21 protein-coding genes are annotated in these 25,798 nt (G+C 60.8%); 5 read left to right on the plus strand and 16 right to left on the minus strand.

From position 1 onward, the window contains the following. Window positions 1–68 precede the first annotated feature (68 nt). Together elyC and BRD58_RS11300 are read left to right on the plus strand one after the other, a co-directional pair. Window positions 69–866 (plus strand): envelope biogenesis factor ElyC, encoded by a 798-nt coding sequence (gene elyC, locus BRD58_RS11295; RefSeq protein ID WP_073383925.1) that lies wholly within the window; start codon window positions 69–71, stop codon window positions 864–866. Further along, the gene (locus BRD58_RS11300) at window positions 863–1,147 is read left to right on the plus strand and encodes a hypothetical protein (protein ID WP_012848996.1); all 285 of its coding nucleotides are present in this window, start codon (window positions 863–865) and stop codon (window positions 1,145–1,147) included. The genes elyC and BRD58_RS11300 overlap by 4 nt, the downstream gene beginning before the upstream one ends. 1 nt (window position 1,148) lies before the next feature. Here BRD58_RS11300 and BRD58_RS11305 read toward each other — a convergent pair whose 3' ends face one another. The 16 genes from BRD58_RS11305 to ansB all read right to left on the minus strand — a co-directional run bounded on the left by BRD58_RS11305 (window position 1,149) and on the right by ansB (window position 20,090). Continuing rightward, the gene (locus BRD58_RS11305; RefSeq protein WP_015461810.1) at window positions 1,149–2,519 is read right to left on the minus strand and encodes an 8-oxoguanine deaminase; all 1,371 of its coding nucleotides are present in this window, start codon (window positions 2,517–2,519) and stop codon (window positions 1,149–1,151) included. A 107-nt stretch (window positions 2,520–2,626) separates the two neighbouring features. After that, the gene (locus BRD58_RS11310) at window positions 2,627–4,033 is read right to left on the minus strand and encodes a nucleobase:cation symporter-2 family protein (protein WP_012848998.1); all 1,407 of its coding nucleotides are present in this window, start codon (window positions 4,031–4,033) and stop codon (window positions 2,627–2,629) included. A gap of 410 nt (window positions 4,034–4,443) precedes the next feature. Further along, window positions 4,444–5,337, minus strand: a complete 894-nt coding sequence (locus BRD58_RS11315) for a YcbJ family phosphotransferase (RefSeq protein ID WP_015461811.1) — start codon at window positions 5,335–5,337, stop codon at window positions 4,444–4,446. Window positions 5,338–5,462: 125 nt separating this feature from the next. Continuing rightward, complete coding sequence (gene kdsB, locus BRD58_RS11320; RefSeq protein WP_069578826.1) at window positions 5,463–6,224, minus strand: 3-deoxy-manno-octulosonate cytidylyltransferase; 762 nt, start codon at window positions 6,222–6,224, stop codon at window positions 5,463–5,465. Continuing rightward, on the minus strand, window positions 6,224–6,400 hold the full coding sequence (locus BRD58_RS11325; protein WP_012849001.1) for a Trm112 family protein: 177 nt from the start codon (window positions 6,398–6,400) through the stop codon (window positions 6,224–6,226). Before BRD58_RS11325 ends, kdsB begins: the two co-directional genes overlap by 1 nt. 297 nt (window positions 6,401–6,697) lie before the next feature. After that, window positions 6,698–6,907 carry a cold-shock protein gene (locus BRD58_RS11330; protein ID WP_012849002.1) on the minus strand — a complete coding sequence of 70 codons (210 nt, stop codon included), beginning with the start codon at window positions 6,905–6,907 and terminating at the stop codon, window positions 6,698–6,700. A gap of 217 nt (window positions 6,908–7,124) precedes the next feature. Next, window positions 7,125–7,334, minus strand: a complete 210-nt coding sequence (gene cspE / locus BRD58_RS11335; RefSeq protein WP_005296986.1) for a transcription antiterminator/RNA stability regulator CspE — start codon at window positions 7,332–7,334, stop codon at window positions 7,125–7,127. A gap of 306 nt (window positions 7,335–7,640) precedes the next feature. Next, complete coding sequence (gene lpxK, locus BRD58_RS11340) at window positions 7,641–8,636, minus strand: tetraacyldisaccharide 4'-kinase (RefSeq protein ID WP_034168052.1); 996 nt, start codon at window positions 8,634–8,636, stop codon at window positions 7,641–7,643. Beyond that, the gene (gene msbA / locus BRD58_RS11345; protein ID WP_012849004.1) at window positions 8,633–10,387 is read right to left on the minus strand and encodes a lipid A ABC transporter ATP-binding protein/permease MsbA; all 1,755 of its coding nucleotides are present in this window, start codon (window positions 10,385–10,387) and stop codon (window positions 8,633–8,635) included. Before msbA ends, lpxK begins: the two co-directional genes overlap by 4 nt. 36 nt (window positions 10,388–10,423) lie before the next feature. Further along, window positions 10,424–12,688 carry a DNA internalization-related competence protein ComEC/Rec2 gene (locus BRD58_RS11350; protein ID WP_069578828.1) on the minus strand — a complete coding sequence of 755 codons (2,265 nt, stop codon included), beginning with the start codon at window positions 12,686–12,688 and terminating at the stop codon, window positions 10,424–10,426. A gap of 268 nt (window positions 12,689–12,956) precedes the next feature. Then, window positions 12,957–13,241 carry an integration host factor subunit beta gene (gene ihfB / locus BRD58_RS11355; protein ID WP_012849006.1) on the minus strand — a complete coding sequence of 95 codons (285 nt, stop codon included), beginning with the start codon at window positions 13,239–13,241 and terminating at the stop codon, window positions 12,957–12,959. 87 nt (window positions 13,242–13,328) lie between these two features. Beyond that, window positions 13,329–15,002, minus strand: a complete 1,674-nt coding sequence (rpsA, locus tag BRD58_RS11360) for a 30S ribosomal protein S1 (protein ID WP_012849007.1) — start codon at window positions 15,000–15,002, stop codon at window positions 13,329–13,331. Between the two features lie 227 nt (window positions 15,003–15,229). Next, complete coding sequence (gene cmk, locus BRD58_RS11365; RefSeq protein ID WP_012849008.1) at window positions 15,230–15,907, minus strand: (d)CMP kinase; 678 nt, start codon at window positions 15,905–15,907, stop codon at window positions 15,230–15,232. A 311-nt stretch (window positions 15,908–16,218) separates the two neighbouring features. Continuing rightward, window positions 16,219–17,505 (minus strand): 3-phosphoshikimate 1-carboxyvinyltransferase, encoded by a 1,287-nt coding sequence (gene aroA / locus BRD58_RS11370; protein WP_015461814.1) that lies wholly within the window; start codon window positions 17,503–17,505, stop codon window positions 16,219–16,221. A 186-nt stretch (window positions 17,506–17,691) separates the two neighbouring features. Next, window positions 17,692–18,783 carry a 3-phosphoserine/phosphohydroxythreonine transaminase gene (gene serC, locus BRD58_RS11375; protein ID WP_012849010.1) on the minus strand — a complete coding sequence of 364 codons (1,092 nt, stop codon included), beginning with the start codon at window positions 18,781–18,783 and terminating at the stop codon, window positions 17,692–17,694. A 260-nt stretch (window positions 18,784–19,043) separates the two neighbouring features. Further along, the gene (gene ansB / locus BRD58_RS11380) at window positions 19,044–20,090 is read right to left on the minus strand and encodes an L-asparaginase 2 (protein WP_073382991.1); all 1,047 of its coding nucleotides are present in this window, start codon (window positions 20,088–20,090) and stop codon (window positions 19,044–19,046) included. Between the two features lie 143 nt (window positions 20,091–20,233). Between ansB and ycaO the strand changes: the two genes are divergently transcribed. From ycaO to pflB, 3 genes are all read left to right on the plus strand, one after another. Continuing rightward, a complete protein-coding gene (gene ycaO / locus BRD58_RS11385; RefSeq protein WP_034168054.1) occupies window positions 20,234–21,994 on the plus strand; it encodes a 30S ribosomal protein S12 methylthiotransferase accessory factor YcaO in 1,761 nt (586 codons plus the stop codon). A gap of 409 nt (window positions 21,995–22,403) precedes the next feature. Then, window positions 22,404–23,261, plus strand: a complete 858-nt coding sequence (gene focA / locus BRD58_RS11390; protein WP_015461817.1) for a formate transporter FocA — start codon at window positions 22,404–22,406, stop codon at window positions 23,259–23,261. Window positions 23,262–23,325: 64 nt separating this feature from the next. Beyond that, window positions 23,326–25,608, plus strand: a complete 2,283-nt coding sequence (pflB, locus tag BRD58_RS11395; protein ID WP_012849014.1) for a formate C-acetyltransferase — start codon at window positions 23,326–23,328, stop codon at window positions 25,606–25,608. Window positions 25,609–25,798: the final 190 nt, after the last annotated feature.

The raw sequence follows: 25,798 nt of genomic DNA on the forward strand, positions 1-25,798 counted from the left end.
TAGAATGAATATTATCAGCCTGATATTCGACGCGAATGACGTTTTTTCATCCAAAAGAGACGGTTGCCATGCTATTTGAGCTCAAAAAATTTGTCGGCATGCTGCTATTACCGCTGCCGCTGCTCCTGTCGCTCTGCGCGCTCGGCCTGGCGCTGCTCTGGTTCACTCGCCGTCAGCGAACAGGAAAAGTCCTCGTTTCGCTCGCTTGGCTGGGTATTCTCCTGCTGAGCATGCAACCGCTGGCCGATCGCCTGCTCGCTCCGCTGGAGGATCGCTACCCGACCCTGAACGGCCCGCACCAGGCCCGCTATGTGGTGGTGCTCGGCGGCGGCTATACCTATAACCCGCAGTGGGCGCCCAGCTCCAACCTGATCGGCAACAGCCTGCCGCGGGTGACCGAGGGCATTCGCCAGCTCGCCCTGAACCCGCAGGCGCGGCTTATCGTTACCGGCGCAGCGGCGCAGGGGAACCCGGTCAGCAGCGCCGAGGTCGCAGCGCGGGTGGCGCGTTCGCTGGGCGTCGATGAGCAGCGTATTATCGTTTTAGACAGTCCCCGGGATACCGGCCAAGAGGCGCAGGCCGTCGCCGACGTCGTCGGGAACGCGCCGCTGATTCTGGTGACCTCGGCCAACCATATGCCGCGGGCGCTGGGCTTTTTCCATCACCAGGGGCTCGATCCGATCCCGGCGCCGGCCAACCAACTGGCGATCGCCAGCCCGCTCAATCCCTGGGAGCGCTGGCTCCCCTCTCCGCTCTATCTGGGACACAGCGAACGCGCCTGGTATGAAACGCTGGGGCGTCTCTGGCAGGGACTCACGGGACAGGCTCAGGATCGGCGCCCGGCGGCGCCAACGGAGGAGAAATGACCCTACGGACCTTAACGCGGCGACGCGCTCGCCTCTACAGCCTGGCCGTCGCGCTGCTGATCTTTGAAGGGCAGGTGCTGCTATTCGACGCGCTCGCCAAGCCGCAGAACGCCGCGCTGAACGGCAATCCGCTGGAAACCGTCAGCATGCTGGGGTTCTTTTTTGCCTGGACCACCGGTCTGGGCTCCACGGCGGCGCTGCTGACCGGCGCCGCCTGCCTGCTGCTGCTGCCGGCGACGGCCTACCTGCTGTGCCGTCGCTGGCTGTGGCGCACCCGCTAGGCTACAGCGGCTCGGCGTGTAGCAGCAGCGTGCTCAGGCGGTTATGCTTCGCGATCACCTGCGGCAGATCGATCGTCTGCAGCTGACCGTCGCGGATCACCACCCGACCATTGATCACGCTGAGGGCCACGTTGCCCGGGTTGCAGAACACCAGCGCCGCCAGCGGATCGTGACGGGCGCCGGCGGTGCCCAGGCCGCGCAGATCAAAGGCGACAAAGTCCGCCGCCATATCCGGCGCCAGCGCGCCGATGTCATCGCGGTTCAGGATCTGCGCCCCACCCCGCGTCGCCAGCCACAGCGCCTCGCGCGCGCTCATAGCCTGTGGCCCGCTGGCGACGCGCTGTAGCAGCATCGCCTGACGCGCCTCGGCCAGCAGTGAGCTGCCGTCGTTAGAGGCCGAGCCATCCACGCCGATACCGACCGGCACCCCGGCGTCCACCATCTGACGGATCGGCGCGATCCCCGACGCCAGACGCATGTTGGAGCATGGGCAGTGGGCGACCCCGGTCTGGGTGCGGGCAAACAGATCGATCCCCTGCGCATCCAGCTTCACGCAGTGCGCATGCCAAACGTCCGGGCCGGTCCAGCCCAGATCGTGCGCATACTCCGCCGGCGTCATGCCAAAGTGGCGCTGGCTGTAGCTGACGTCGTTATCATTCTCCGCCAGATGGGTATGCAGCGAAACACCGTGCTGACGCGCCAGCTGCGCACTCTTTTTCATCAGCTCTCGACTGACGGAAAAGGGCGAGCAAGGCGCCAACGCGATGCGCAGCATGCTGAAGCGCGCCGCATCATGGTAGGCCTGGATCAGCCGCAGCGAATCCTCCAGAATCGCCTCCTCACGCTCTACCAGCGCATCGGGCGGCAGGCCGCCGCGGCTGCGTCCCAGGCTCATGCTGCCGCGACAGGCGTGAAAACGCATGCCGATTTCGCGCGCCGCGTCGATGCTGTCATCCAGGCGACAGCCGTTGGGAAACAGGTACAGGTGGTCGCTGGAGGTCGTGCAGCCGGAGAGCATCAGCTCCGCCATCGCCGTCTGGGCCGAGATATAAATCATCTCCGGCGTCAGGCGCCCCCACACCGGGTACAGCGTCTCCAGCCAGGAGAACAGCTCGGCATCCTGAGCACCGGGCAGCGCTCGGGTCAGGGTTTGGAACATATGGTGATGGGTGTTCACCATCCCCGGGATCACTACGTGCCCGCGCAGATCCAACTCCTCGTCGGCGCCGGCGGCCAATAGCTCGCTGCCGCCGACCGCCACAATGCGGCATCCCTCCACCAGCATGCAGCCACCGCGGATCTCCCGGCGCCGATCGTCCATCGTGACCAGCAGATCGGCATTCTTAATCACCAGCGTCTTCTTCGTGTGCATCGCTTTCCCCTCTGCGGGCGAGCGCATCCGCTGCGCGCCGCTCCGCGGCTGATTTAACGGTGCCATAGCCCCAGCGGCGGCCTACGGCATCTGAGCGCCTACGGCGCCTAAGAGGCCTGTGATGAGTCGGCCTGGCGGGCCGCCCGCCGCTCGGCGCGCATTTTGACGACGCGCTCATCGCGCTGATAGCCGTTAAAGAACAGATTCAGAGCGACGGCGCTAACGCTGGCCAGCAGGATTCCACTGTGCAGCAGCGGCTGCAGGACGGGTGGCAGCTGGCTAAAGAAGTGACTCGATACCGTCGGGATCATCCCGACCCCCAGGCTAATGGCGACGATATACAGATTAAACCGGTTATGGCTGAAGTCCGTACGCGCCAGAATACGGATCCCGGTGGCCAGGACCATGCCAAACATCACGATCCCGGCGCCACCCAGCACAAACTGCGGCACCGAGGCCACGATCACCGACATCTTGGGGATCAGCCCGAACAGCAGCAGGATGACGCCGGACATCACGCAGACCCAGCGGCTGGCGACCCCGGTCACGCTCACCAGACCGACGTTCTGCGAAAAGGAGGTGTGCGGAAAACTGTTAAACATGCCGCCGATAATGGTGCCGATGCCATCCACCCGCAGGCCGCGCACGATATCGTGCTGCTTGGCCGGGCGGCCAACGATGTCGCCCAGCGCCAGAAACATCCCCATCGATTCGATAAAGGTAATCAACATCACCACCGTCAACGTCACGATGGAGACCGGCTCGAAGGTGGGCCAGCCAAAGGCAAAGGGGTGGATCGGCGCGAACCAGGCGGCGTCGCTCAGCCCGTCAAAGCTGACCTCCCCCAGCCACAGCGCCACCAGGAAACCGAAGACGATGCCCAGCAGCACCGAAATATTGCCGAGAAAGCCCTTGGCATAGCGGGTCACCAGCAGGATAAACACCAGCACCAGCAGCGAGGTCCCCAGATACAGCGGGCTGCCGTAGTCCGGATTCCCCTTGCCCCCCGCCGCCCAGTCGATCCCCACCTGCATAATGCTGATGCCGATGGAGGTGATCACGACCCCGGTCACCACGTTGGGAAACAGCGGCATCAGGCGCCCGACCAGCGGGACCATCAGGGTCGCCAGAATCCCCGAGGCGATGGTCGCGCCAAAGATCCCGGTCAGGCCGATGGTGGGATCCGCGCCAATCGCCAGCAGCGGCGTGACGGCGGCGAAGGTAACCGACATGATCACCGGCAGGCGGATACCGGCAAAGCGACCGATCCCCAGGCACTGCAGCAGGGTCACTACGCCGCAGCAGAACAGATCGGAGCTGATCAGAAAGGCGATTTGATCTTTGGGCAGGCCGAGGCTGCCGCCGATCACCAACGGCACCGCCACGGCACCGGCATACATCACCAGCACATGCTGCAATCCTAGGGTAAACAGCTGCACGATAGGCAGCTTACGCTCAACTTCATCGACAGGCTGCGCAGCACTTTCCGCTGGCGGATTCTTCATGACGCTCATGGACTCATCACTCCTTACGGCGCGGCGGCGTCCGCCGTCGGCTACGATTCGAGAGGCATTCGCTTCCCCTAGCTCAGGCGCGCTCCATCACTGCGCACGGCGCCGCGCGCAGTGATGGAAGACACCTATATCATGGCATCTGCCGCATCCCGCTCTCGCCGGACGCTGGCGTTATCACCATGCACAGAGCATGCGCATTTGCCGTCTAAAACGGCATTCAGAGTAAAATGAAATGAGAATTGAGGAAGGCGTCACACTTATCGCCGACAGCGGCGGCGCGGCATGACGAGATGGCGGTTAAACGTTTGCGTCGCACTATCAAAGTGGTAGGCGACGTATCATTTTCGATGCGAAAGAGCCTCAAAGTGATTGACGGCGCGGCGACCCTGCGCCGAGGAACCCAGAGAGCGCTATCCCAGCCACGGCAGCAGCTGCTGCGCCGCCCGGGCGAGCACCGCCTGCTCTTGAACCCCCGTGTGCAGATAGCGGTTGGCCGCCTCCCACAGCATATACAGCCAGCGGCGCGCCATAAACGCCTCGCTGACCGGCGCCTTGCGCAGGTAGCTGCCCAGCAGATCGGCCGACATATCGTCCTCGCACAGGCGAAACAGATCGTACTCCCGCGGAGCCCACAGGATCATGCCGGGATTCAGCATCGCCAGCAGCTGATCGCTACGGCTCTCTTTCAGCACGCTGCGCAGCGTCAGGTTGCCGTGCACCAGCACCGCGCCATCATCAAAATCCGCGAACAGCGTCGTTAGCTGCGCCTGGCTGCGCACCAGCGCCCGTCGCACGGGCATCGCTAGCGGCCCCATATGCGCCGCGTCCAGCAGCGATCCGATCACCGTCACCCGCTGCTGATACCACTCGGCCCAGCCATTCTCCTGCACGCTATCGACGTTACCCACGCAGCCGTGGCTATCGATACGATGCCAGCTCAGCAGCCCCTCAACGATCTGCTCTTTCAGGCTTTCCCAGCGCGCCGGGGTGCGGGCGGGCGCCTCGGCGGCCACCCCGGAGAGGCGCTCCATCAGCAGCACCTCCTGAAACGGGCTCTGCTGCGTCATCAGTACGCCGAATACGGCGGGCAGGCGGACGGTCCCCTGACGGGCCAGCATCGAGAGCTTATAGGCCTCCTGCTGCGCCACGCCGCCGCACAGATAGCTTTTCGCCACCAGCGGGATCGCCGTACCCTGGCGCGTATAGAGCGCATACAGGCGAGCATAGGGTTGCTCGCTGATTTGCACCATCCGCCCCACGGGTTCCCCCAGCGCGGCGCTTAACTCCGCTTTCAGTTGCTCCATCCGTCATACCCTTTTCGTCACCGGATACTTTATCATGGGCGAGAATGCGCGCCGCCACACGCGCTAAGATCAAAAAAGCGTGCAATCGCACGCTTTTACGTTAACTCGCATCACCGCAGGCGCAGTCACTCCTGCCCCTGCGATGCCAGGATCGCCCGAACGCAGGCCAGATCCTCAGGGGTGTCTACCCCAGTGCCCGGCGCCTGCAGCGCGACGTCTACGTGGATCTTCTCGCCGTACCACAGCACCCGCAGCTGCTCCAGCATCTCAATCTGCTCAAGCTGACTGGGCACCCACGTCACATAGCGGCGAATAAAACCGGCGCGATAGGCATAAATGCCGATGTGGCGCAGAAACGTCTGCCCGATCTGACTCTGCGAGACGGCAAAGCGATCGCGATCCCAGGGAATCGTGGCGCGCGAGAAATAGAGCGCATAGCCTTGGCTGTCGCGCACCACCTTCACCGCGTTGGGGTTAAAGGCTTCAGCGGCGTCGTGGATCGGCACCGCCAGCGTCGCCATACCGGCGTCACAGCGCGCCAGGTTCTCCGCCACCTGACGGATAATCTGCGGCGGGATCAGCGGCTCATCGCCCTGTACGTTGACGATGATGTCGTCATCGGCAAAGCCACAGCGTTCAACCACCTCGGCCAGGCGCTCGGTCCCCGAATGGTGGTCGGCGCGCGTCATACACACCTCGCCCCCCGCCTGCAGCACGGCGCGCTGCACATCCGGGTGATCGGTCGCCACAATGACCCGCTCAGCGCCAGAGGCCTGAGCCTGGGCCATCACATGTACCACCATAGGTTTACCGGCGATATCCGCCAGCGGCTTCCCCGGCAGGCGGGTCGATGCATATCGGGATGGGATAATAGCAATAAAACTCATCAATTCTCTTCCAGCGGCAGGGGTCGGGCCTCGTTTTCCAGCATCACGGGGATGCCGTCGCGCAGCGGAAAGGCCAAACGGTCAATTTTACAGACGAGCTCCTGATGCTCTTGGTTAAAAGAGAGCTTTCCGTTACATACCGGGCAGGCAACTATCTCGAGTAAACGGTGATCCATGCGTAAAGGGTCCTACTGATTTTGCTATCCAAAAGTAGCGCTAGCATACCCCCTTCGGGGGAATTAATCATCCGCTGGCGCAGCCCAGGGGGCGCAGAATGCAGCCCAGTGAACGTCAGCGCGCTACGGCGTGATTCACTATGATGCAAATCAGGATGCTGCGCTATCGCAAAATCTGAAAACATGAAGTTGTTGACGAAAATCAGGTGAATCAATACGCGGGGGAGCGAGGGGGAAAGGCGCTATCAGCAGCCAGCGTGGAGACGTGTGTAGGGAAAACGCTGGCTGCACGGTACATCAGTAGGCGATCACATCTTCCGCCATCTGACTGCGGCGACCGCGCGGCGTCGAAAACTCGACCCGCTGCCCTTCGCGCAGCAGCTTATTGCGCGCGCTGGCGATACCGGTCCGGTTGACGTACAGATCGTCACCGCCGTCCAGAGGAGAGATTACGCCCAGACCCGCACTCGGGTCATACCACTTCACGAAACCCATTTTTAATGTCATTTTACTTATCCTTCTTATCAGTACACCCGCGCGGACATACGCCCTTAGGGTGGTCATGCTCTGTCAAGTTATCGTTATCAACCTCATGAGCCTTGGTGAATTACAGATACAAAAAGCCCGCCGTAAGAGGCGGGCTTTCTCGAGAGACAATGCACGTCACGGGCGAACGCATCGCCGCGCTAACGATAAGTGCATTGTCACACGTTATGCGATGTAATTACAGCGCAACAACGTTGGCGGCAGCCGGCCCGCGCGGGCTGTCCTGAATGGTGTACTCTACACGCTGGCCTTCAGCCAACGTTTTGAAACCGTCACCGGTGATGGCAGAAAAATGTACGAAGACATCTTTACCGCCGTCATGCTGCTCGATAAAGCCGAAGCCTTTGCTTTCGTTGAACCACTTTACCTGACCAGTCTTCTTAGACATTTGAATTACCTTAAATTTTAACTGAAATTGCCCCATCGGGGGGTTAGGCCGAATGCAGAAACTAACTTATGGGTGGCACTAAGAAGAGGGTTCTCGAACAAGCGGAATCACCAAGGATAACGTCTTAAAAGAGTAACAGCTTTATTCTCATGTCGTACATAAATCGGGTCTGTTTTACAGGCCGAGACCATTTACGCATAAACGCCGCGATTGAGCAAGTCGTTTTTTGCCTTAAAATTTCCCTTTTAAAATATTTACCGCCTAAACGACCGGCGCGACGGCGCCCTGCCGCCGCCGCGGACGGCCCTAACCGCGCGGCCGCGCCGCAATCAGCGCGGTGATACGCGCCAGCAGACGCTCGCCGGCCTCCGCGGGCAGCGTCGCGCTGACCGGCAGATACCACCAGTTGTCTTGGGCAAAGGCGCGACATTTCACCGCGTCTTTTTCGGTCATCAGCAGCGGCTGCGCCTGCGGCGTCAGCGCCGTCAGCGCCTGCGCCTGATACGCCTGGTGATCGGCAAAGGCATGGCTCGCCTGCAGCGGGATCCCCAGCTGTGTCAGGGTATGAAAAAAGCGCGGCGGATGGCCAATCCCGGCCATGGCGACAACCGGCGTCACAAACTGCGCCGCCGCACGCCGCTCCCCGCTGCGCAGGTTGACCAGCGTATGGCCAGCCAACGACATCGGGATCTCGCCGGATCGGGGCGTGCCGCCGTTGACGATCACCGCATCGACGCTGCGCAGCCGAGCGGCCCGCTCGCGCATCGGCCCGGCCGGCAGCCACCAGCCGTTGCCAAAGCGGCGCTCCCCGTCGACCACCACCAGCTCCATATCGCGCGCCAGCGCATAGTGCTGCAGGCCATCGTCGGTGATCACCACGTCCAGCGGCCCCTGGGCCAGCAGCGCCTGCACCGCCGCGCTGCGCTGCGGCGCCACCGCCACCCGGGCACCGGTGCGCTGGGCTATCAGCAGCGGCTCATCGCCGCACTCCGCGCTGCGGGTATCCGGCCCCAGCACCAGCGGATAGTGCGCGGCCCGGCCACCGTAGCCGCGCGAGACCACCCCGACCCGGTAGCCACGCTGCTGCAGCTGCTCAACTAGCCAGATCACCAGCGGCGTCTTGCCATTGCCCCCGGCGGTTAGGTTCCCCACCACCACCAGCGGCAGCGGCGCCCGCCAGACCCGCAGCCAACCGCGGCGGTAGGCCTCACGGCGCAGCAGCGCCACCAGGCCATACAGCCAGGAGAGCGGCAGCAGCAGCAGATACAGCGGCGATCGCCCAGACCAGATCCGCGCGATCATTGGCCGAACTGCATCCGGTAGAGCTGGGCATAAACGCCGTCGCTGTCCAGCAGCGTGCGGTGGTTGCCGCGCTCCACAATACAGCCGTCCTCCACAACCAGGATCTCGTCGGCGCTCTCGATGGTCGAGAGGCGATGGGCGATCACCAGCGAGGTCCGGTTTTTCTGCAGCTCATCCAGCGCCGCCTGAATCGCGCGCTCGGACTCAGTATCCAGCGCCGAGGTCGCCTCATCGAGGATCAGGATCGGGCAGTCGCGCAGCAGCGCTCGGGCAATCGCGATACGCTGGCGCTGACCGCCGGAGAGCATCACGCCGTTCTCCCCGATGATGGTATCCAACCCCTGCGGCATTTTATCGATAAAGTCCATCGCATAGGCCAAACGCGCCGCGTGCTCGATCTCCTCACGGGTGTAGGTATTATCACGCGCATAGGCGATGTTGTTGGCGATGGTATCGTTAAACAGGTGCACGCTCTGTGAAACCAGCGCCACCTGATCGCGCAGCGAGCTCAGGGTATATTCACGCAGATCGTGTCCATCGATCAGGATCGTCCCCTGCTGAATGTCATAGAAGCGCGTCAGCAAATGCGCGATGGTCGACTTCCCGGAGCCGGAGCGGCCCACCAGCGCCACCGTCTTGCTGGCCGGAATGGTCAGGCTGATATCGCGCAGCGCCGGCACCTCTTTGCCCTGATAGGTAAAGGTCACCTGCTTGAAATGGATATCCCCTTTGGCGTGATCTGCCGTCAGCACGCGCTTGCCTTCGTCTTTCTCCTGCTCCAAATCCAGAATGGCGAACAGGGTCTGACAGGCCGCCATACCGCGCTGGAACTGCGAGTTGACGTTGGTCAGCGACTTCAGCGGACGCATCAGGGCGATCATGGAAGAGAACACCACGGTAATGGTCCCGGCGGTCAGCGTATCCATCACGCTCGGAAAACTGGCGGCGTAGAGGACGAAGGCCAGCGAAAACGAGGCGATAAGCTGGATGATCGGGTCAGAGATCGACGACGCCGTCACCATCTTCATGCTCTGCTGACGCATGTGATTGCTCACCTGGTTGAAGCGCTCGCTCTCGACCTTCTGCCCGCCGAAGATCAGCACCTCTTTGTGCCCCTTCAGCATCTGCTCCGCGCTGGCGGTCACCTGCCCCATGGAGCTCTGCATATTCTTACTGATGTTGCGAAAGCGCTTGGAGACATAGCGGATCGCGAACGACACGATCGGCGCCAAAACGATCAGGATCACCGACAGCTGCCAGCTGTAGTAAAACATCAGGCAGAACAGCGCGATAATCGAAGCCCCTTCGCGCACCACGGTGATCAGCGCGCCGGAGGAGGAGGAGGCCACCTGCTCGGAGTCATAGGTGATGCGCGACAGCAGCGTCCCGGTCGACTGTTGGTCGAAGAACGAGACCGGCATGCCCATCATGTGGGAAAACAGGCCGCGGCGCATATTCATCACCACCTTGCCGGACACCCAGGACACGCAGTACGAGGAGACAAAGCCGGACAGGCCGCGCAGCACCATCAGCCCGATAACGGCAAAAGGCATCCACTTAAGGATGTCGGACCCCGCCTTACCAAACCCGTCGTCCAGCAGCGGCTTAAGCAACGACAGCATGTAGGCATCGCTGGCCGCGTTGATCACCAACGCCACCGACGCCACGATGAGCCCCGCTTTAAAGGGAGCGATCATCGGCCACAGCCGACGAAACGTCTGCCAGGTCGAGAGATCTTTATCATTCAGCATTTAATGAACCAGTTAGGAATGAAACAGCGGATTATTTTACCCGTTATGGCCGTCAACGCCAAACCAAGCATGATACCAATGCGGATCTATTTGCTGCCGTTGGGCGCTGACCCGCCAGCCGGCGGCAGAAAAATCCACCCGAATCATCCCCTCGTGAGCGGTATCCCGCCAGGCGATCCCCCGCTGCTCGTAGCGCTGGCGCACCGACGGTGCGGGAAAGCGCCAGGGAGAGTAACGGGCGGCCGACGACAGCGCCAAGGCCGGCTGCACCGCCTGCAGCAGCTCCTCGCTGGAGGAGCTGCGGCTGCCGTGATGGGGAACCTGCATCACCGCGGCGCGCAGGTCCGTCCCCGTCGCCAACAGCGCCCGCTCGCTGTCAGCCTCAATGTCCCCCGTCAGCAGCAGCGCGCCCCCCGGCCCGCTGATACGCACGACGCACGAGTCGTTGTTACGCGGGCGAGCCACCGCCCGAGGCGGCCAGAGAAAGTCGATCCGTAGCCCCTGCCAATAGGTATGCAGACCGCGCCGGCACGGGAGATCGTTCGGCGCCGGCGAGGCGAGCCAGACCAGAGGATAGGCCTGGGTCAGCGTTCGCCGCCCTCCCGCATGATCGCTGTCGGCATGGCTGATGATGATCCCGCTCAGCCGGAGCCCCTGCCAACGAAGGTATGGCAGCACGATCTGCTGCGCCGCGTCGCCACCCGGCCAGCGTCCCCCGCTGTCATACAGCAGCGCCTGTCCGCGCCGGCTGATCGCGATGGCCTGCCCGTGGCCGACATCCATCATCTCGACCCGCCACCCCTCGCCACCGCTGCGTCCGCGCAGCGCCCCTCCGGCGGCCAGCAGCCCGCACAGCAGGCACAGCCACAGATCGCGCCCCCCTTGGCGAATCGACCACAGCAGAGCCAGCGCTAGCGCCAGCGCGCTATAAACCAAGGCGAGCGAGCTCGGCGTCAGCCAGCCATCGGGCAAGCGGCGCAGCAGCGCCAGCAGCGCCTCCAGTAGCCACAGCGCCACGCCCCACGCCCCCTCTCCCGCCCACGGTAAACCGACCAGCGTCAGTAACAGCCCCGCCAGCGCCAAGGGCATGACGCCCAGCGAGACCAGCGGTACCGCCGCCAGATTGGCCAGCGGCGCGGTCCAGCTGATGCCGTGGAACAGCGCCAGCTGCAGCGGTGACAGCAGCAGCAGTAGCCCCAGCTGCAGGTGCAGTAATCGCAGCGGCGCACAGCCGGGGCGGCGCAGTCGATCGCTTAACGGCTGCCAGGCGGACCAGAACAGCAGCGACGCCACCGCGCTCACCGACAGCCAAAAGCCCGACGACAGCAGCAGCAGCGGCTCAGTTAGCAGCCCCAGCGACAGGGTCAGCGTGAGCACATCGCGCAGCGTAGACTGGCGTCCGCGCCAGCGCCACAGGGCATACAGCGTCACCATCAGCGCAGCGCGCAGCGTCGGCGGCGGTACTCCCGCCAGCCAGGCATAGCCCCAGGCGGCCAGCACCGCCAGCGCCAAAGGCTGGCGCGGCGTCTGCCAATGCAGCGGCAACAGCAGCGCTACCCCGCGCCAGAGCCCGTGAGCCAGCGCGGCGGCCAGGGCAATATGCAGCCCGGAGATCGCCAGCAGGTGCAGCGTCCCGCTCTGGCGCAGCAGCGTGCGTGATTCTGCCGTTATCCCTCCCCGCTCGCCGAACAGCAGCGCCAGCAGCAGCGGTTGGGCTGAATGGTCGGCTAGGCGCCGGACGGCAAGATCGATGATGCGCTGGCGCAGCGTGCGCCGGGGATCCAGCAGACGATAGCCACGCGGCGTCGCGCTCAGCACCACGTCCTGAGACAGATAATGACGCTGGCGATCGAAGCCCGCCGGGTTCAGGGTACCGTGCAGCGCCCGCGGCATCGCATCCACCTGCCAGCGCTGCCCGGCCGCGAAGGGAAAGCGGAGGCTGTCCCAGTGCAACAGCAGACGGAACGGCGCAACCGCCCGCCCCGCCAGACGGGTTACCCGCAGAATAACCGGCTGACGCGGCGCGGCGCTCGCCAGCGACGCCGACACCACCTGCCCTTCAAGGGTCACCGCACGATCGGCGTAGGCGAGCGGCCGCAGCGCCTGATGGCCCCGCTCGCTGCCCCACAGCAGCCCCAGGCACAGCAGCCCGATCCGCAGGCTCACCCCGCCGCGCCGCCGCAGACACAGCAGCGCTACGCCCAGCAGCAGCGCCGATGCGCCCCCCGACGGCAGCGTCGGCAGCCACAGCAGCGGCAGCATACCGCACGCCAGATAAAATAACGCCGTCGGCAGCCCCATCCATCCTCCACCGCAGGTTAAAACGGGGAGTGTGCACGCAAAGGCAGACGGGGTAATCCGGCAAGATACACGCCTGCGCAGCGGCGCGCAAAAAGCGTCATCGCCAATGAAAATCTACGCCGCTCACGGACTGGGGGGTAAAGAAATGGAGAGCGCGCGCGGGCGCGCTGGAGGCCCCATGAACGATCGCCGCCGCCATCGGAGGGGGTCTACGATTGATAAGAAAAATGGCGCCATTCGGCGCCATTTTAATCAATTCAATCCGCAATCAAGCGTAGATGTTTGCCCGATCGCGTAACTCTTTACCCGGTTTAAAGTGGGGAACGTATTTACCTTCCAGCTCCACTTTTTCGCCGGTTTTCGGGTTACGGCCGACGCGGGGAGCACGGTAGTGAAGTGAAAAACTGCCAAAACCACGGATCTCGATGCGTTCACCATCGGCGAGCGTAGCTGCCATATGTTCCAGCATCTCTTTTACCGCATCCTCAACGGCCTTAGCAGGCAGATGGGGCTGCTGACTGGCAAGTCTTTCAATGAGTTCTGACTTGGTCATATATCCTCCAAGCTGTGTCTCCCATGACGGGAGAGCGCACGATGCAGCTTAACTACCGTTACAGGGCGGCTTACGCCGCCCTCATCATTATTCGCCTTTAGCAGCCTTGAATGCTTCAGCCATAGCGTTGTTGGAGAAGTTTGCATCGTCCTGGCTGTTTACGGCAGCCATGGCATCTTTCTCTTCCGCTTCGTCTTTAGCACGTACAGACAGGCTTACAACGCGGTTTTTGCGATCAACGCCGGTGAACTTAGCTTCGACTTCGTCGCCTACGTTCAGAACCAGAGTCGCATCTTCAACGCGGTCGCGAGAGGCTTCAGAAGCACGCAGATAGCCTTCTACGCCATCAGCTAATTCAACTGTAGCACCTTTCGCGTCAACAGCGGTGACTTTACCAGTAACAATTGCACCTTTCTTGTTCAGAGAGATGTAGTTGTTGAACGGATCTTCCGCCAGCTGTTTAACGCCCAGGGAGATACGCTCACGCTCTGCGTCAACCTGCAGAACGACGGCTGCGATTTCGTCGCCTTTCTTGTATTCGCGGACGGCTTCTTCGCCGGCAACGTTCCAAGAGATGTCAGACAGGTGCACCAGACCGTCGATGCCGCCTTCCAGGCCGATGAAGATACCGAAGTCAGTGATTGACTTGATCTTACCTTCAACGCGATCGCCCTTGTTGTGGGTTTCAGCGAACTGCTGCCACGGGTTGGCTTTGCACTGCTTCAGGCCCAGGGAGATACGGCGACGCTCTTCGTCGATATCCAGAACCATAACTTCCACAACGTCACCAACGTTAACAACTTTGGACGGGTGGATGTTCTTGTTGGTCCAATCCATTTCGGATACGTGAACCAGGCCTTCAACGCCTTCTTCGATTTCAACGAAGCAGCCGTAGTCGGTCAGGTTGGTCACGCGACCGGTCAGTTTGGTACCTTCCGGATAACGCTTGGCGATAGCGACCCACGGATCTTCGCCCAGCTGCTTCAGACCCAGGGATACACGGGTACGCTCGCGGTCGAACTTCAGCACCTTAACGGTGATTTCATCGCCAACGTTGACGATTTCGCTCGGATGCTTAACGCGTTTCCAAGCCATGTCAGTGATGTGCAGCAGGCCGTCAACGCCGCCCAGATCAACGAATGCACCGTAGTCAGTGAGGTTCTTAACGATACCTTTAACTTCCATGCCTTCCTGCAGGTTTTCCAGCAGCTGATCGCGTTCTGCGCTGTTTTCAGACTCGATGACAGCACGACGAGAAACTACAACGTTGTTGCGCTTCTGGTCCAGCTTGATAACTTTAAACTCAAGCTCTTTGCCTTCCAGGTGCAGAGTGTCACGCACCGGACGTACGTCTACCAGGGAGCCCGGCAGGAACGCGCGGATACCGTTCAGCTCTACGGTGAAGCCACCCTTCACTTTACCGTTGATAACACCGGTAACAGTTGCAGCGTCTTCGTAAGCTTTTTCCAGCATCAGCCAAGCTTCGTGACGCTTAGCTTTTTCGCGGGACAGCTGGGTTTCACCGAAGCCGTCTTCTACTGCATCCAGAGCCACATCAACTTCGTCGCCTACCGCGATTTCCAGTTCGCCCTGAGCGTTTTTGAACTGCTCGGCCGGAATGGCAGACTCAGACTTCAGACCGGCGTCAACCAGGACTACGTCTTTGTCGATAGCAACAACAACGCCACGAACGATGGAACCCGGGCGGGTTTCGATTTCTTTCAGTGATTCTTCAAAGAGTTGAGCAAAAGATTCAGTCATGTTGATAATCTTCAGGATTCTTTAATTGAACGTCCATCCGGCATCCGGCCAGACGGGGTTGTTTAACATACCTCGGCTGCATTCCATCGCGGCGAGGGGTACTAATTATACAACGTTTTTCACGGCTAAACGAACTAATTTATCAATAACAACAATAGACAGCGCGTAAAAATAACGACGCACCGCCCCGTTGACTGCGGCCATGCCGCACCGCCGTGAATGCCCGCTTACGCCAGCGTCTGGCGCGCATGGGCCAAGGCCTGCGCGATAACCTGCTCGATAGACAGGGTCGTCGAGTCGAGCAGCAGCGCCCCCGCCGCCGGGACCAACGGTGCCACGGCCCGGTTACGATCGCGGAAATCGCGCTCTTTAATTTCGGCTAAAAGACTTTCAAAGTTAACATCAAAGCCCTTTTCCTGCAACTGCAACATCCGGCGGCGCGCGCGCTCTTGCGCGCTGGCGTCCAGAAATATTTTCACCGGCGCATCGGGGAAGACCACCGTTCCCATATCGCGACCGTCGGCGATCAGCCCCGGCGCCTCGCGGAACGCGCGCTGACGACGCAGCAGCGCCTCACGCACCCGGGGAAAGGCCGCCGCGCGCGACGCGGTGTTGCCGACGGTCTCCGTGCGGATCGCCGTGCTGACATCCTCCCCCTCTAGGATCACCCGCAGATCGCCTTCGGCGGCGTCAAAGCGCACGTCCAGGTGCGCCGCCAGCGGAACCAGCGCCTCTTCTGAATCGATATTAACCTGGTGGTGCAGCGCCGCCAGCGCCAGCACGCGGTAAATCGCACCGGAGTCGAGTAAATGCCAACCAAGGGCCTGTGCCAGCGCCTTGCACAGCGTTCCTTTACCTGCGCCGCTGGGCCCATCTACGGTAATGACCGGGACTATCGCCGTCATTCTTGTCTCCTCTCAATTGGAACCTCCGATCCCGCGGATCGGCGAAAACATGTTGGGGAATGGCGACGTCGCCGCACTCGCGCCATTCCCCAACACGCTCAGCGATGGGCATGAAATACGCCGGCATTATACGCTGCCACCGGGCGAACTGTTACCCTTGAGGAGACGGTTGCTGGAAAAACGGGCGCCGGAAGACGCCGCGCGGGCGCCCCCCAAACGATTGCCTGTGCCGCTGCGCAGGCGATCAGAGAGCAAAAAGCCGGCGTACGCCTACGCCGGCTTTTCAGATTACCCCCTAACGCAAACGCGGCTTAGCGCGGATGGCACAGGGCGGAAAACTGGCTAAAGTAGTCGGGAAAGGTTTTCGCGGTGCAGCCGGGATCGCAGATGGTCACCGGCGTGTCCGAAAGCGCCACCAGCGAAAAGCACATGGCCATGCGGTGGTCGTTATAGGTGGCGATCTGCGCCGCCCGCAGCTGCGCCGGCGGCTCGATGCGCAGAAAGTCCGGCCCCTCTTCGACCACGGCCCCCACCTTCTGCAGCTCACAGGCCATCGCCGCCAGGCGATCGGTCTCCTTAACGCGCCAGTTGTAAATATTGCGCAGGGTCGTCGGCCCTGTGGCGAACAGCGCGGTAGTGGCGAGGGTCATCGCCGCATCGGGGATCGCGTTCATATCCATATCGATACCGTGCAGGCTATCCCGGGTGCAGGCGATATAGTCATCGCCCCATTCAATATGGGCCCCCATTTTCTCCAGCGCGTCGGCAAAGTGAATGTCCCCCTGCATGCTGTGGCGGCCGATCCCGGTCACCCGGACAGTGCCGCCGGCGATCGCCGCACCGGCCAAGAAGTATGACGCCGAGGAGGCATCCCCTTCGACCAGGTAGTCGCCCGGGGCCTGATAGGTCTGGCCCCCGCGCACCACGAAATGGCGATACGCGTGATGCTCCACCTCCACGCCGAACGTCCGCATCATCGCCAGCGTGATAGCGATATAGGGCTTGGAAACCAGCTCCCCCAGAATGGTGATACGGGTCTCCTCTGCCGCCATCGGCGCCGCCATCAGCAGCGCAGTCAGAAACTGGCTGGAGACCGAACCGTCAACGCTGATGTCGCCGCCGTTAAAGCCGCCGCGCAGGCGCACGGGCGGATAGCCATCGCTCTCCAGATAGTCAACGTGCGCGCCGCCCTGACGCAGGGCCGTCACCAGATGCGCGATCGGGCGCTCCTTCATGCGCGGCTCCCCGGTCAGGATCACATCGCGCTGCCCCAGGCTGAGCGCCGCCGCCAGCGGGCGCATCGCCGTGCCGGCGTTGCCCAGAAACAGCGTCAGCGCGCCGTGGGCGCTCAGCGTCCCCCCGAGCCCCTGCACCTCGCAGCGGGTGCGGCAGTCCGACAGCTGATAGCGCACGCCCAGCGCTTTAAGGGCATCGAGCATGTAGCGCACATCGTCGCTGTCGAGCAGGTTGTGCAGCCGCGTCACGCCGCGGGCCTGCGCCGCCAGGAGCAGGGCGCGGTTGGAGACGCTTTTCGAACCAGGCAGATTAATCTCGCCGCTAAAGCGGCGCACGGGGTGTAACGTCAGGGCGGACGACATGCTAAATCACTCCTGCTGGGCAAACGGCGCCGCCGTCATGGCCGCGCTTCCTATGAAGGGTTAAGGGTATTTTTGTACCGTTTTTATTGAGCGCTGTCACTATACGGCGCGCCATCGGCGTCTGCTCGGCGGCGATGCCAATAAAAAAAGCCCCGCGGATACGGGGCTTAGGTCGCGCGCTGAAAATCAGCCGTGGCGACGGGCGAAGTCTGCCATAAACGCCACCAGCGCCTGCACGCCGGCCAGCGGCATGGCGTTATAGATGGAGGCGCGCATGCCGCCGGCGACCTTATGCCCCTTCAGCGCATGCAGCCCGGCCTTTTGCGCCTCGTCCCAAAACAGCGGATCCAGCGCGCTGTCCACCATCTGGAACGGAACGTTCATCCGCGAACGGTTGGCGGGCGCCACATCGTTGCGGTAAAACTCGCAGCCGTCGATCGCGTGATACAGCAGATCGGCCTTAGCCTGATTGCGGCGCGCCATTTCGCTCAGCCCCCCCTGCTCTTTAAGCCACTTGAAGACCATTCCCGACAGATACCAGGCAAAGGTCGGCGGCGTGTTGAACATGGAGTCATTTTCCGCCAGCACCTGGTAGTCGAGGATCGACGGGATCTCCCGACGCGCGCGCCCCAACAGATCCTCCCGAACGATCACCAGCGTGATCCCCGCAGGACCGACGTTCTTCTGAGCGCCGGCATAGATAAGCCCATAGCGACTCACGTCGATAGGGCGTGAAAGAATGGTCGAGGACATATCGGCCACCACCACCCGATCGCCGAAGTCCGGCTCCTCATCGATCGTGACGCCGTCGATAGTTTCATTCGGGCAATAGTGCAGATAGGCACTATCGTCCAGCAGATCCCACTGCGCCATGGGCTTCATCGCCAGCTTACCGTCCACGCGGTGGGCGATATCGATCGCATGGGGATCGCAGTACCGCTGCGCCTCTTTTGCCGCGCTCTGCGCCCAGTAGCCGCCAACGGCATAGTCGGCCCGCGCCGTCCGCTCAGACCCCAGTAGGTTGAGCGGGACCGCGGCAAACTGACCGCGGGCGCCGCCGTGACAGAACAGGATACGGTAATCTGCCGGTACCTTGAGTAAATCGCGCAGATCCTGCTCGGCCTCGGCGGCCACCTGCATAAACGCCTCACCTCGGTGGCTGATCTCCATTACCGAGGTCCCCAGCCCGTGCCAGTTACACAGCTCCTGTTCGGCCCGGCGCAGTACCTCTACCGGCAGCATCGCTGGCCCGGCGCAGAAATTATAAACCTGAGTCATGTCACTCACCGCTCTCGCTAAATTTCACCCGTAGGTGTTTGGTTGACAGGTCTTTGGTTGTATCACCGCTGGACAGACGCCGCAACGGTTATCACCCGCCGTGCCCATGCCGCCGTCGCCCATGGCCCCAAGAGGACGCAGCGCCCCTGTCATAAGCGTAGCCAAAATGGAAGAACCGGCGCAGAAAGATGCAGTATGGCGCCCATAGGGCGCCATCGGGTAATCGGCGGGAAACGGGGGACGTCTGCCCCCGTCCGCTATCAGTAGGTGTTGAAGATTTTCTGGATCTGCTGCGGATTTTTGGTCTCCGTCAGCGCCAGCTGCAGCAGGATACGGGCCTTCTGCGGATTCAGCGTACCGGATGCGATAAAGCCGTACTTGGCGTCGTCCACTTCGGCGTCCTGCGTGGTTGAGCCCGTCGGCACGCGGGAGGAGCGAACCACCGCGACGCCGTCGTGCGCGGCATTGGCCAGCGCGTCGAATACCGTCTTATATATGTTGCCATTGCCGACGCCGGCGCTCACGATCCCCTGGTAACCGTCTTTCACCAGCGCCTCAACCGGCAGCGCGCTGGCGTTGGCATAGTTATAGACGATGCCGACTTTCGGCAGCGAGGTCAGCTTGCTGACGTCAAACGGCGTTTGGGTCGTATGCTTACGCGCCGGCGTACGCTGGTAGTCGATCTTGCCGTTGTGAATATAGCCCAGCGGGCCATAGTTCACGGACTTAAAGGTTTCCACCCCGGTAGTGTTTGTCTTGGTTACGTCGCGACCATCCAGCACCGTATCATTCATGGCGACCAGCACACCGCGGTTGGCGGAGGCCGGATCGGCGGCGGTAACGACCGCGTTATACAGATTGAACGGGCCGTCTGCGCTCATCGCCGTGGACGGGCGCATCGCGCCGACCAGCACCACCGGCTTATCGCACTTCACGGTCAGATCCAGGAAATAGGCCGTCTCTTCCATCGTGTCGGTGCCGTGGGTGATCACGAACCCGTCGGTCTTGCTGCACTCGGCGTTGATTTTCTTCGCCAGCTTCAGCCAAACCTGATCGTTCATGTCCTGGGAACCGATGTTCACCAGCTGCTCACCCTTGATGTTGGCAATGTTTTTCAGCTGCGGCACCGCGTCCACCAGCGCCTCTACCCCGACCTTCCCGGCGGTGTAGTTGGACTTGGTGGCGGAATCGCCGCCGCCGGCAATGGTACCGCCCGTCGCCAGTACGGTGATGCTCGGCAGCGCCAGCGCCGCGCCGCTAAAGCCGGAAACCAATAGTGCCAACAGGCTAACCTTGACTAACTTCATCCCAATTCTCCTTATGTTAACTGCATGAATTATCTATTTTATCCATACAAAAAATGTGACCTCAGACAGACATAGCGAATACGTGGAGGAATAGGCTAAAAAAACGTATCATGCGCTTTTGACCTCCGCATAAAGTGACACAAATGACACAGACCTTTATCCCCGGCAAAGATGCCGCGCTGGAAGATTCGATCGATCGTTTTCAGCAACAGCTGCAGGCGCTGGGCTTTAATATAGAAGAGGCCAGCTGGCTGAACCCGGTTCCGCACGTCTGGTCGGTACATATCCGCGATCGCGACTGCCCGCAGTGCTTCACCAACGGCAAAGGCGCTAGCAAAAAGGCGGCGCTGGCCTCCGCGCTGGGCGAATACTTTGAGCGCCTGTCCACCAACTACTTCTTTGCCGACTTCTATTTGGGCCGCGCTATCGCCAACGGCGACTTTGTGCACTATCCGGATGAAAAATGGTTCCCGCTGCCGGAGGATGACCGTCTGCCCGCCGGGCTGCTGGACGATGGCCTGCGCGCCTTCTACGATCCCGACGGCGATCTGACCGCCGGCGATCTGATCGATCTGCAGTCCGGCAACGCCGAACGCGGGATCTGCGCGCTGCCCTTTATCCGCCAGTCCGACGCGGCCACGGTCTATATTCCGGTCAATATCATCGGCAATCTGTATGTCTCCAACGGGATGGCCGCAGGCAATACCCCCAGCGAAGCGCGGGTGCAGGGGATGTCCGAGATCTTCGAGCGCTATGTCAAGAACCGCATCATCGCCGAGGCCATCAGCCTGCCGACAATCCCGCCGGAGACGCTGGCGCGCTATCCCCAGGTTGTCGAGGCCATCGCCTCCTTGGAGCGCGAGGGCTTCCCGATTCTGGCCTATGATGCCTCGCTGGGCGGACGCTATCCGGTGATCTGCGTCGTGCTGTTCAACCCGGCCAACGGCACCTGCTTCGCCTCTTTCGGCGCCCACCCGAACTTTGGCGTCGCGCTGGAGCGTACCGTCACCGAGCTGCTGCAGGGCCGCAGCCTGAAGGATCTGGACGTCTTCGCCGCGCCGACCTTCGATGATGAAGAGGTCGCCGATCACACCAACCTGGAGACCCACTTCATCGACTCCAGCGGCGCGATCTCCTGGGATCTGTTCAAGTCAGATGCCGACTACCCGTTTGTCGACTGGAACTTCAGCGGCAGCAGCGAGCAGGAGTTCGCTACCCTGATGGCGCTGTTCGCCCGCGATGGTCAAGAGGTCTATATCGCCGACTACCGGCATCTGGGCGTCGACGCCTGCCGCATCCTGGCGCCGGGCATGTCCGACATCTATCCGGCGGAGGATCTGCTGCTGGCCAACAACAGCATGGGCGCCGGTCTGCGCGCCACCCTGCTGCAGCTGCCGGACAGCGAATGGGAAGAGGAAGAGTACCTGCAGCTACTGGCGCGCCTGGATGACGAGGGGATGGATGACTTTACCCGGGTACGAGAGCTGCTGGGCATCGTCTGCGACAGCGGCAGCGCCTGGCATACCCTGCGCATCGGCGAACTGAAGGCGCTACTGGCGCTGGCCGGCGGCGATCTGGAGCAGGCGCTGACCTGGACGGAGTGGACCCAAGAGTTCAACGCCTCCGTCTTCAGCGCCGAGCGCGCCGCATTTTACCGCTGCCTGCACACCCTGCTGCTGCTGGCGATGGAGGAGCAGCGCGATCCCGACCAATATATGGACGCCTTTGAGCGCATGTACGGCGCAAACACCCTTGAGACAGCGCTGGCTAGCCTGAACGGCGATCTGCGCTTCCATGGGCTGACGGCGGTCGACGACGCGTTCAGCGCGCTGCCGGCCCACCGAGCCATGCTGGCGGCCTATGAAAAGCTACAGCAGGCCAAGCGTCGTTTCTGGCAAGCCTGATATACAGCGGCCGGCGACCGCTGCGGTGGACGCCGGTTTACAGCGCGCGCCGTGCGCCTTATGCTGTTTACCGCTCGGCAACGGGCGGTGGCGGTATTACCGTCGCATTACAACAATAAATTTACCTTGGCAACACAAATAAAACAAAGAAAGCAATAAATACACGAGAGCATTACCTCTATAACGATATTTCCGCTTTTTTTTCGACTGTCCCAACGGATTTTTTCAACTCAGAGCGTAAAATTTAAAAATTTTTTTTCCTTTCTATTTCAATGAGTTTTGCTATTAACCCTCTGTTTTTGGGGTGTTTTTGCCTGCCTCACCGCCGCTCGACATGATCCATGTCAATTTTTGCCGTATACTGCTTTGCTAGTATCTCGGCGCTGATTAATCTTAAGAGAGAGTTAGTGTGAAAGCTGACAACCCCTTTGACCTACTTTTACCCGCAGCAATGGCCAAAGTGGCCGAAGATGCCGGTGTTTACAAAGCCACTAAGCACCCGCTAAAAACCTTTTATTTAGCGATCACCGCTGGTGTCTTCATTTCTATCGCCTTCACCTTTTACATCACCGTTACGACAGGGACTGCTACCGTTCCGTTTGGCCTGGCCAAGCTGGTAGGCGGTATCTGCTTCTCGCTCGGTTTGATGCTGGTCGTCGTCTGCGGCGCCGATCTGTTTACCTCTACCGTGTTGATCGTGGTCGCCAAAGCCAGCGGCCGCGTCACCTGGAAACAACTGGGTTTAAACTGGCTGAATGTCTACGTCGGTAACCTGATCGGCGCGCTGTTCTTCGTGGCGCTGATGTGGTTTGCCGGCGAATATATGGCGGCGAACGGCGGCTGGGGACTTAACGTGCTCAAAACGGCCGATCACAAGATGCACCACACCTTTGTGGAAGCCGTCTGCCTGGGCATTCTGGCTAACCTAATGGTCTGTCTGGCCGTGTGGATGAGTTACTCCGGACGCAGCCTGATGGACAAAATGTTTGCCATGGTCCTACCGGTGGCCATGTTTGTTGCCAGTGGCTTTGAGCACAGCATCGCAAACATGTTTATGATCCCCTTTGGTATCGTAATCAAAAATTTTGCAACGCCGGAATTCTGGCAGGCAGTAGGCGCTGCACCGGAACAGTTCTCAAACCTGACAGTAAGTCACTTTATTACGGCCAACCTGATCCCGGTCACTCTCGGGAATATCATCGGCGGCGGCCTGCTGGTAGGTCTGACATACTGGGTAATTTATCTGCGCGGCGGTGATAAGCATTAATGTCATGTTTATCCCGCGCAGGGACGGGTTTACAAAGAAATCCACACTAGAAGGTAGGTGTTAAATGACCGAACTTAATGAAAAACAAGCAGCTGCATGGGAAGGTTTCACCGGCGGCGACTGGCAGAACGAAGTCAACATTCGTGACTTCATCCAGAAAAACTACACCCCGTATGAAGGTGACGAGTCCTTCCTGGCCGGTGCTACCCCTGCGACCACTGCCCTGTGGGACAAAGTCATGGAAGGCATCAAAATCGAAAACCGCACCCATGCGCCGGTCGATTTTGATACCAACATCGCCTCTACCATTACCGCGCACGACGCCGGTTACATCACTAAAGATCTGGAGCAGATCGTCGGTCTGCAGACCGATGCTCCGCTGAAGCGCGCCATCATCCCGTTTGGCGGCATCAAGATGGTCGAAAGTTCCTGCAAAGCGTACAACCGCGAGCTGGATCCGATGATCAAGAAGATCTTCACCGAATACCGTAAGACCCATAACCAGGGCGTATTCGACGTTTACACCCCGGACATCCTGCGCTGCCGTAAATCCGGCGTGCTGACCGGTCTGCCGGATGCCTACGGCCGTGGCCGTATCATCGGTGACTACCGTCGTATCGCCGTATACGGTATCGACTACCTGATGAAAGACAAGTTTGCCCAGTTCACCTCGCTGCAGGAAAAACTGGAAAACGGCGTCGATCTGGAAGCGACCATCCGTCTGCGTGAAGAGATCTCTGAACAGCACCGTGCGCTGGGTCAGATCAAAGAGATGGCCGCTAAATACGGCTGCGATATCTCCGGTCCGGCAACCAACGCTCGCGAAGCCGTACAGTGGACCTACTTCGGCTACCTGGCCGCCGTTAAGTCTCAGAACGGTGCCGCCATGTCCTTCGGCCGCGTATCCAGCTTCCTGGATATCTACATCGAACGCGACCTGAAAGCCGGCAAACTGACCGAAGAAGAAGCGCAGGAAATGATCGACCACCTGGTCATGAAACTGCGTATGGTACGCTTCCTGCGTACTCCGGAGTACGATGAGCTGTTCTCCGGCGACCCGATCTGGGCAACCGAATCCCTGGCCGGTATGGGCCTGGACGGTCGTACCCTGGTTACCCGCACCAGCTTCCGTTTCCTGAACACCCTGTACACCATGGGGCCGTCTCCGGAACCGAACATGACCATCCTGTGGTCTGAAAAACTGCCGCTGGCGTTCAAAAAATACGCAGCCAAGGTCTCCATCGACACCTCATCCGTACAGTATGAGAACGATGACCTGATGCGTCCGGACTTCAACAACGACGACTACGCTATCGCCTGCTGCGTAAGCCCGATGGTTGTCGGCAAGCAGATGCAGTTCTTCGGCGCCCGCGCTAACCTGGCGAAAACCATGCTGTACGCAATCAACGGCGGCGTGGACGAAAAACTGAAGATGCAGGTTGGCCCGAAATCCGAGCCGATCAAAGGCGACGTTCTGAACTTCGACGAAGTGATGGAGCGCATGGATCACTTCATGGACTGGCTGGCTAAGCAGTATGTCACCGCCCTGAACATCATCCACTACATGCACGACAAGTACAGCTACGAAGCCTCTCTGATGGCGCTGCACGATCGTGACGTGTTCCGTACCATGGCCTGCGGTATCGCCGGTCTGTCCGTTGCCGCCGACTCCCTGTCCGCCATCAAGTACGCCAAAGTTAAGCCGATCCGTGACGAAAACGGCCTGGCTATCGACTTTGACATCGAAGGCGAATACCCGCAGTTCGGTAACAACGATCCGCGCGTTGACGACATGGCCTGCGACCTGGTTGAACGTTTCATGAAGAAAATTCAGAAACTGAACACCTACCGTGGCGCTACCCCGACCCAGTCTGTACTGACCATCACCTCTAACGTGGTTTATGGTAAGAAGACCGGTAACACCCCGGACGGCCGTCGCGCCGGCGCACCGTTTGGCCCGGGTGCTAACCCGATGCACGGCCGCGATCAGAAAGGCGCCGTTGCCTCTCTGACCTCCGTCGCCAAACTGCCGTTCGCCTACGCGAAGGATGGTATCTCTTATACCTTCTCTATCGTGCCGAACGCGCTGGGTAAAGATGACGAAGTGCGTAAAGCTAACCTGGCAGGCCTGATGGATGGTTACTTCCACCACGAAGCCTCCATCGAAGGCGGCCAGCACCTGAACGTCAACGTCATGAACCGTGAGATGCTGCTGGATGCGATGGAAAACCCGGAGAAATATCCGCAGCTGACCATCCGTGTATCCGGCTATGCCGTCCGCTTCAACTCGCTGACCAAAGAGCAGCAGCAGGACGTTATTACCCGTACCTTCACGCAGTCCATCTAATTCCCTGACCGCGTAAAATGGCATAAAATAAAGGCTCCACCCCGGTGGGGCCTTTTTATCATCAGGAGTCTGCCACAGACTAAACCATCCAAAAAAACAACAGGATTGACTGTTTTGCCGGGGCGCTCTCTGGCACGCTGGTGCCAAGGGATACCGGGCAAAACAGTTACTACCCTCGGGACAGGGCGGT

Origin of the sequence: Edwardsiella piscicida (genome assembly GCF_001896205.1) — a bacterium.
GTDB classification, from domain to species: domain Bacteria; phylum Pseudomonadota; class Gammaproteobacteria; order Enterobacterales; family Enterobacteriaceae; genus Edwardsiella; species Edwardsiella piscicida.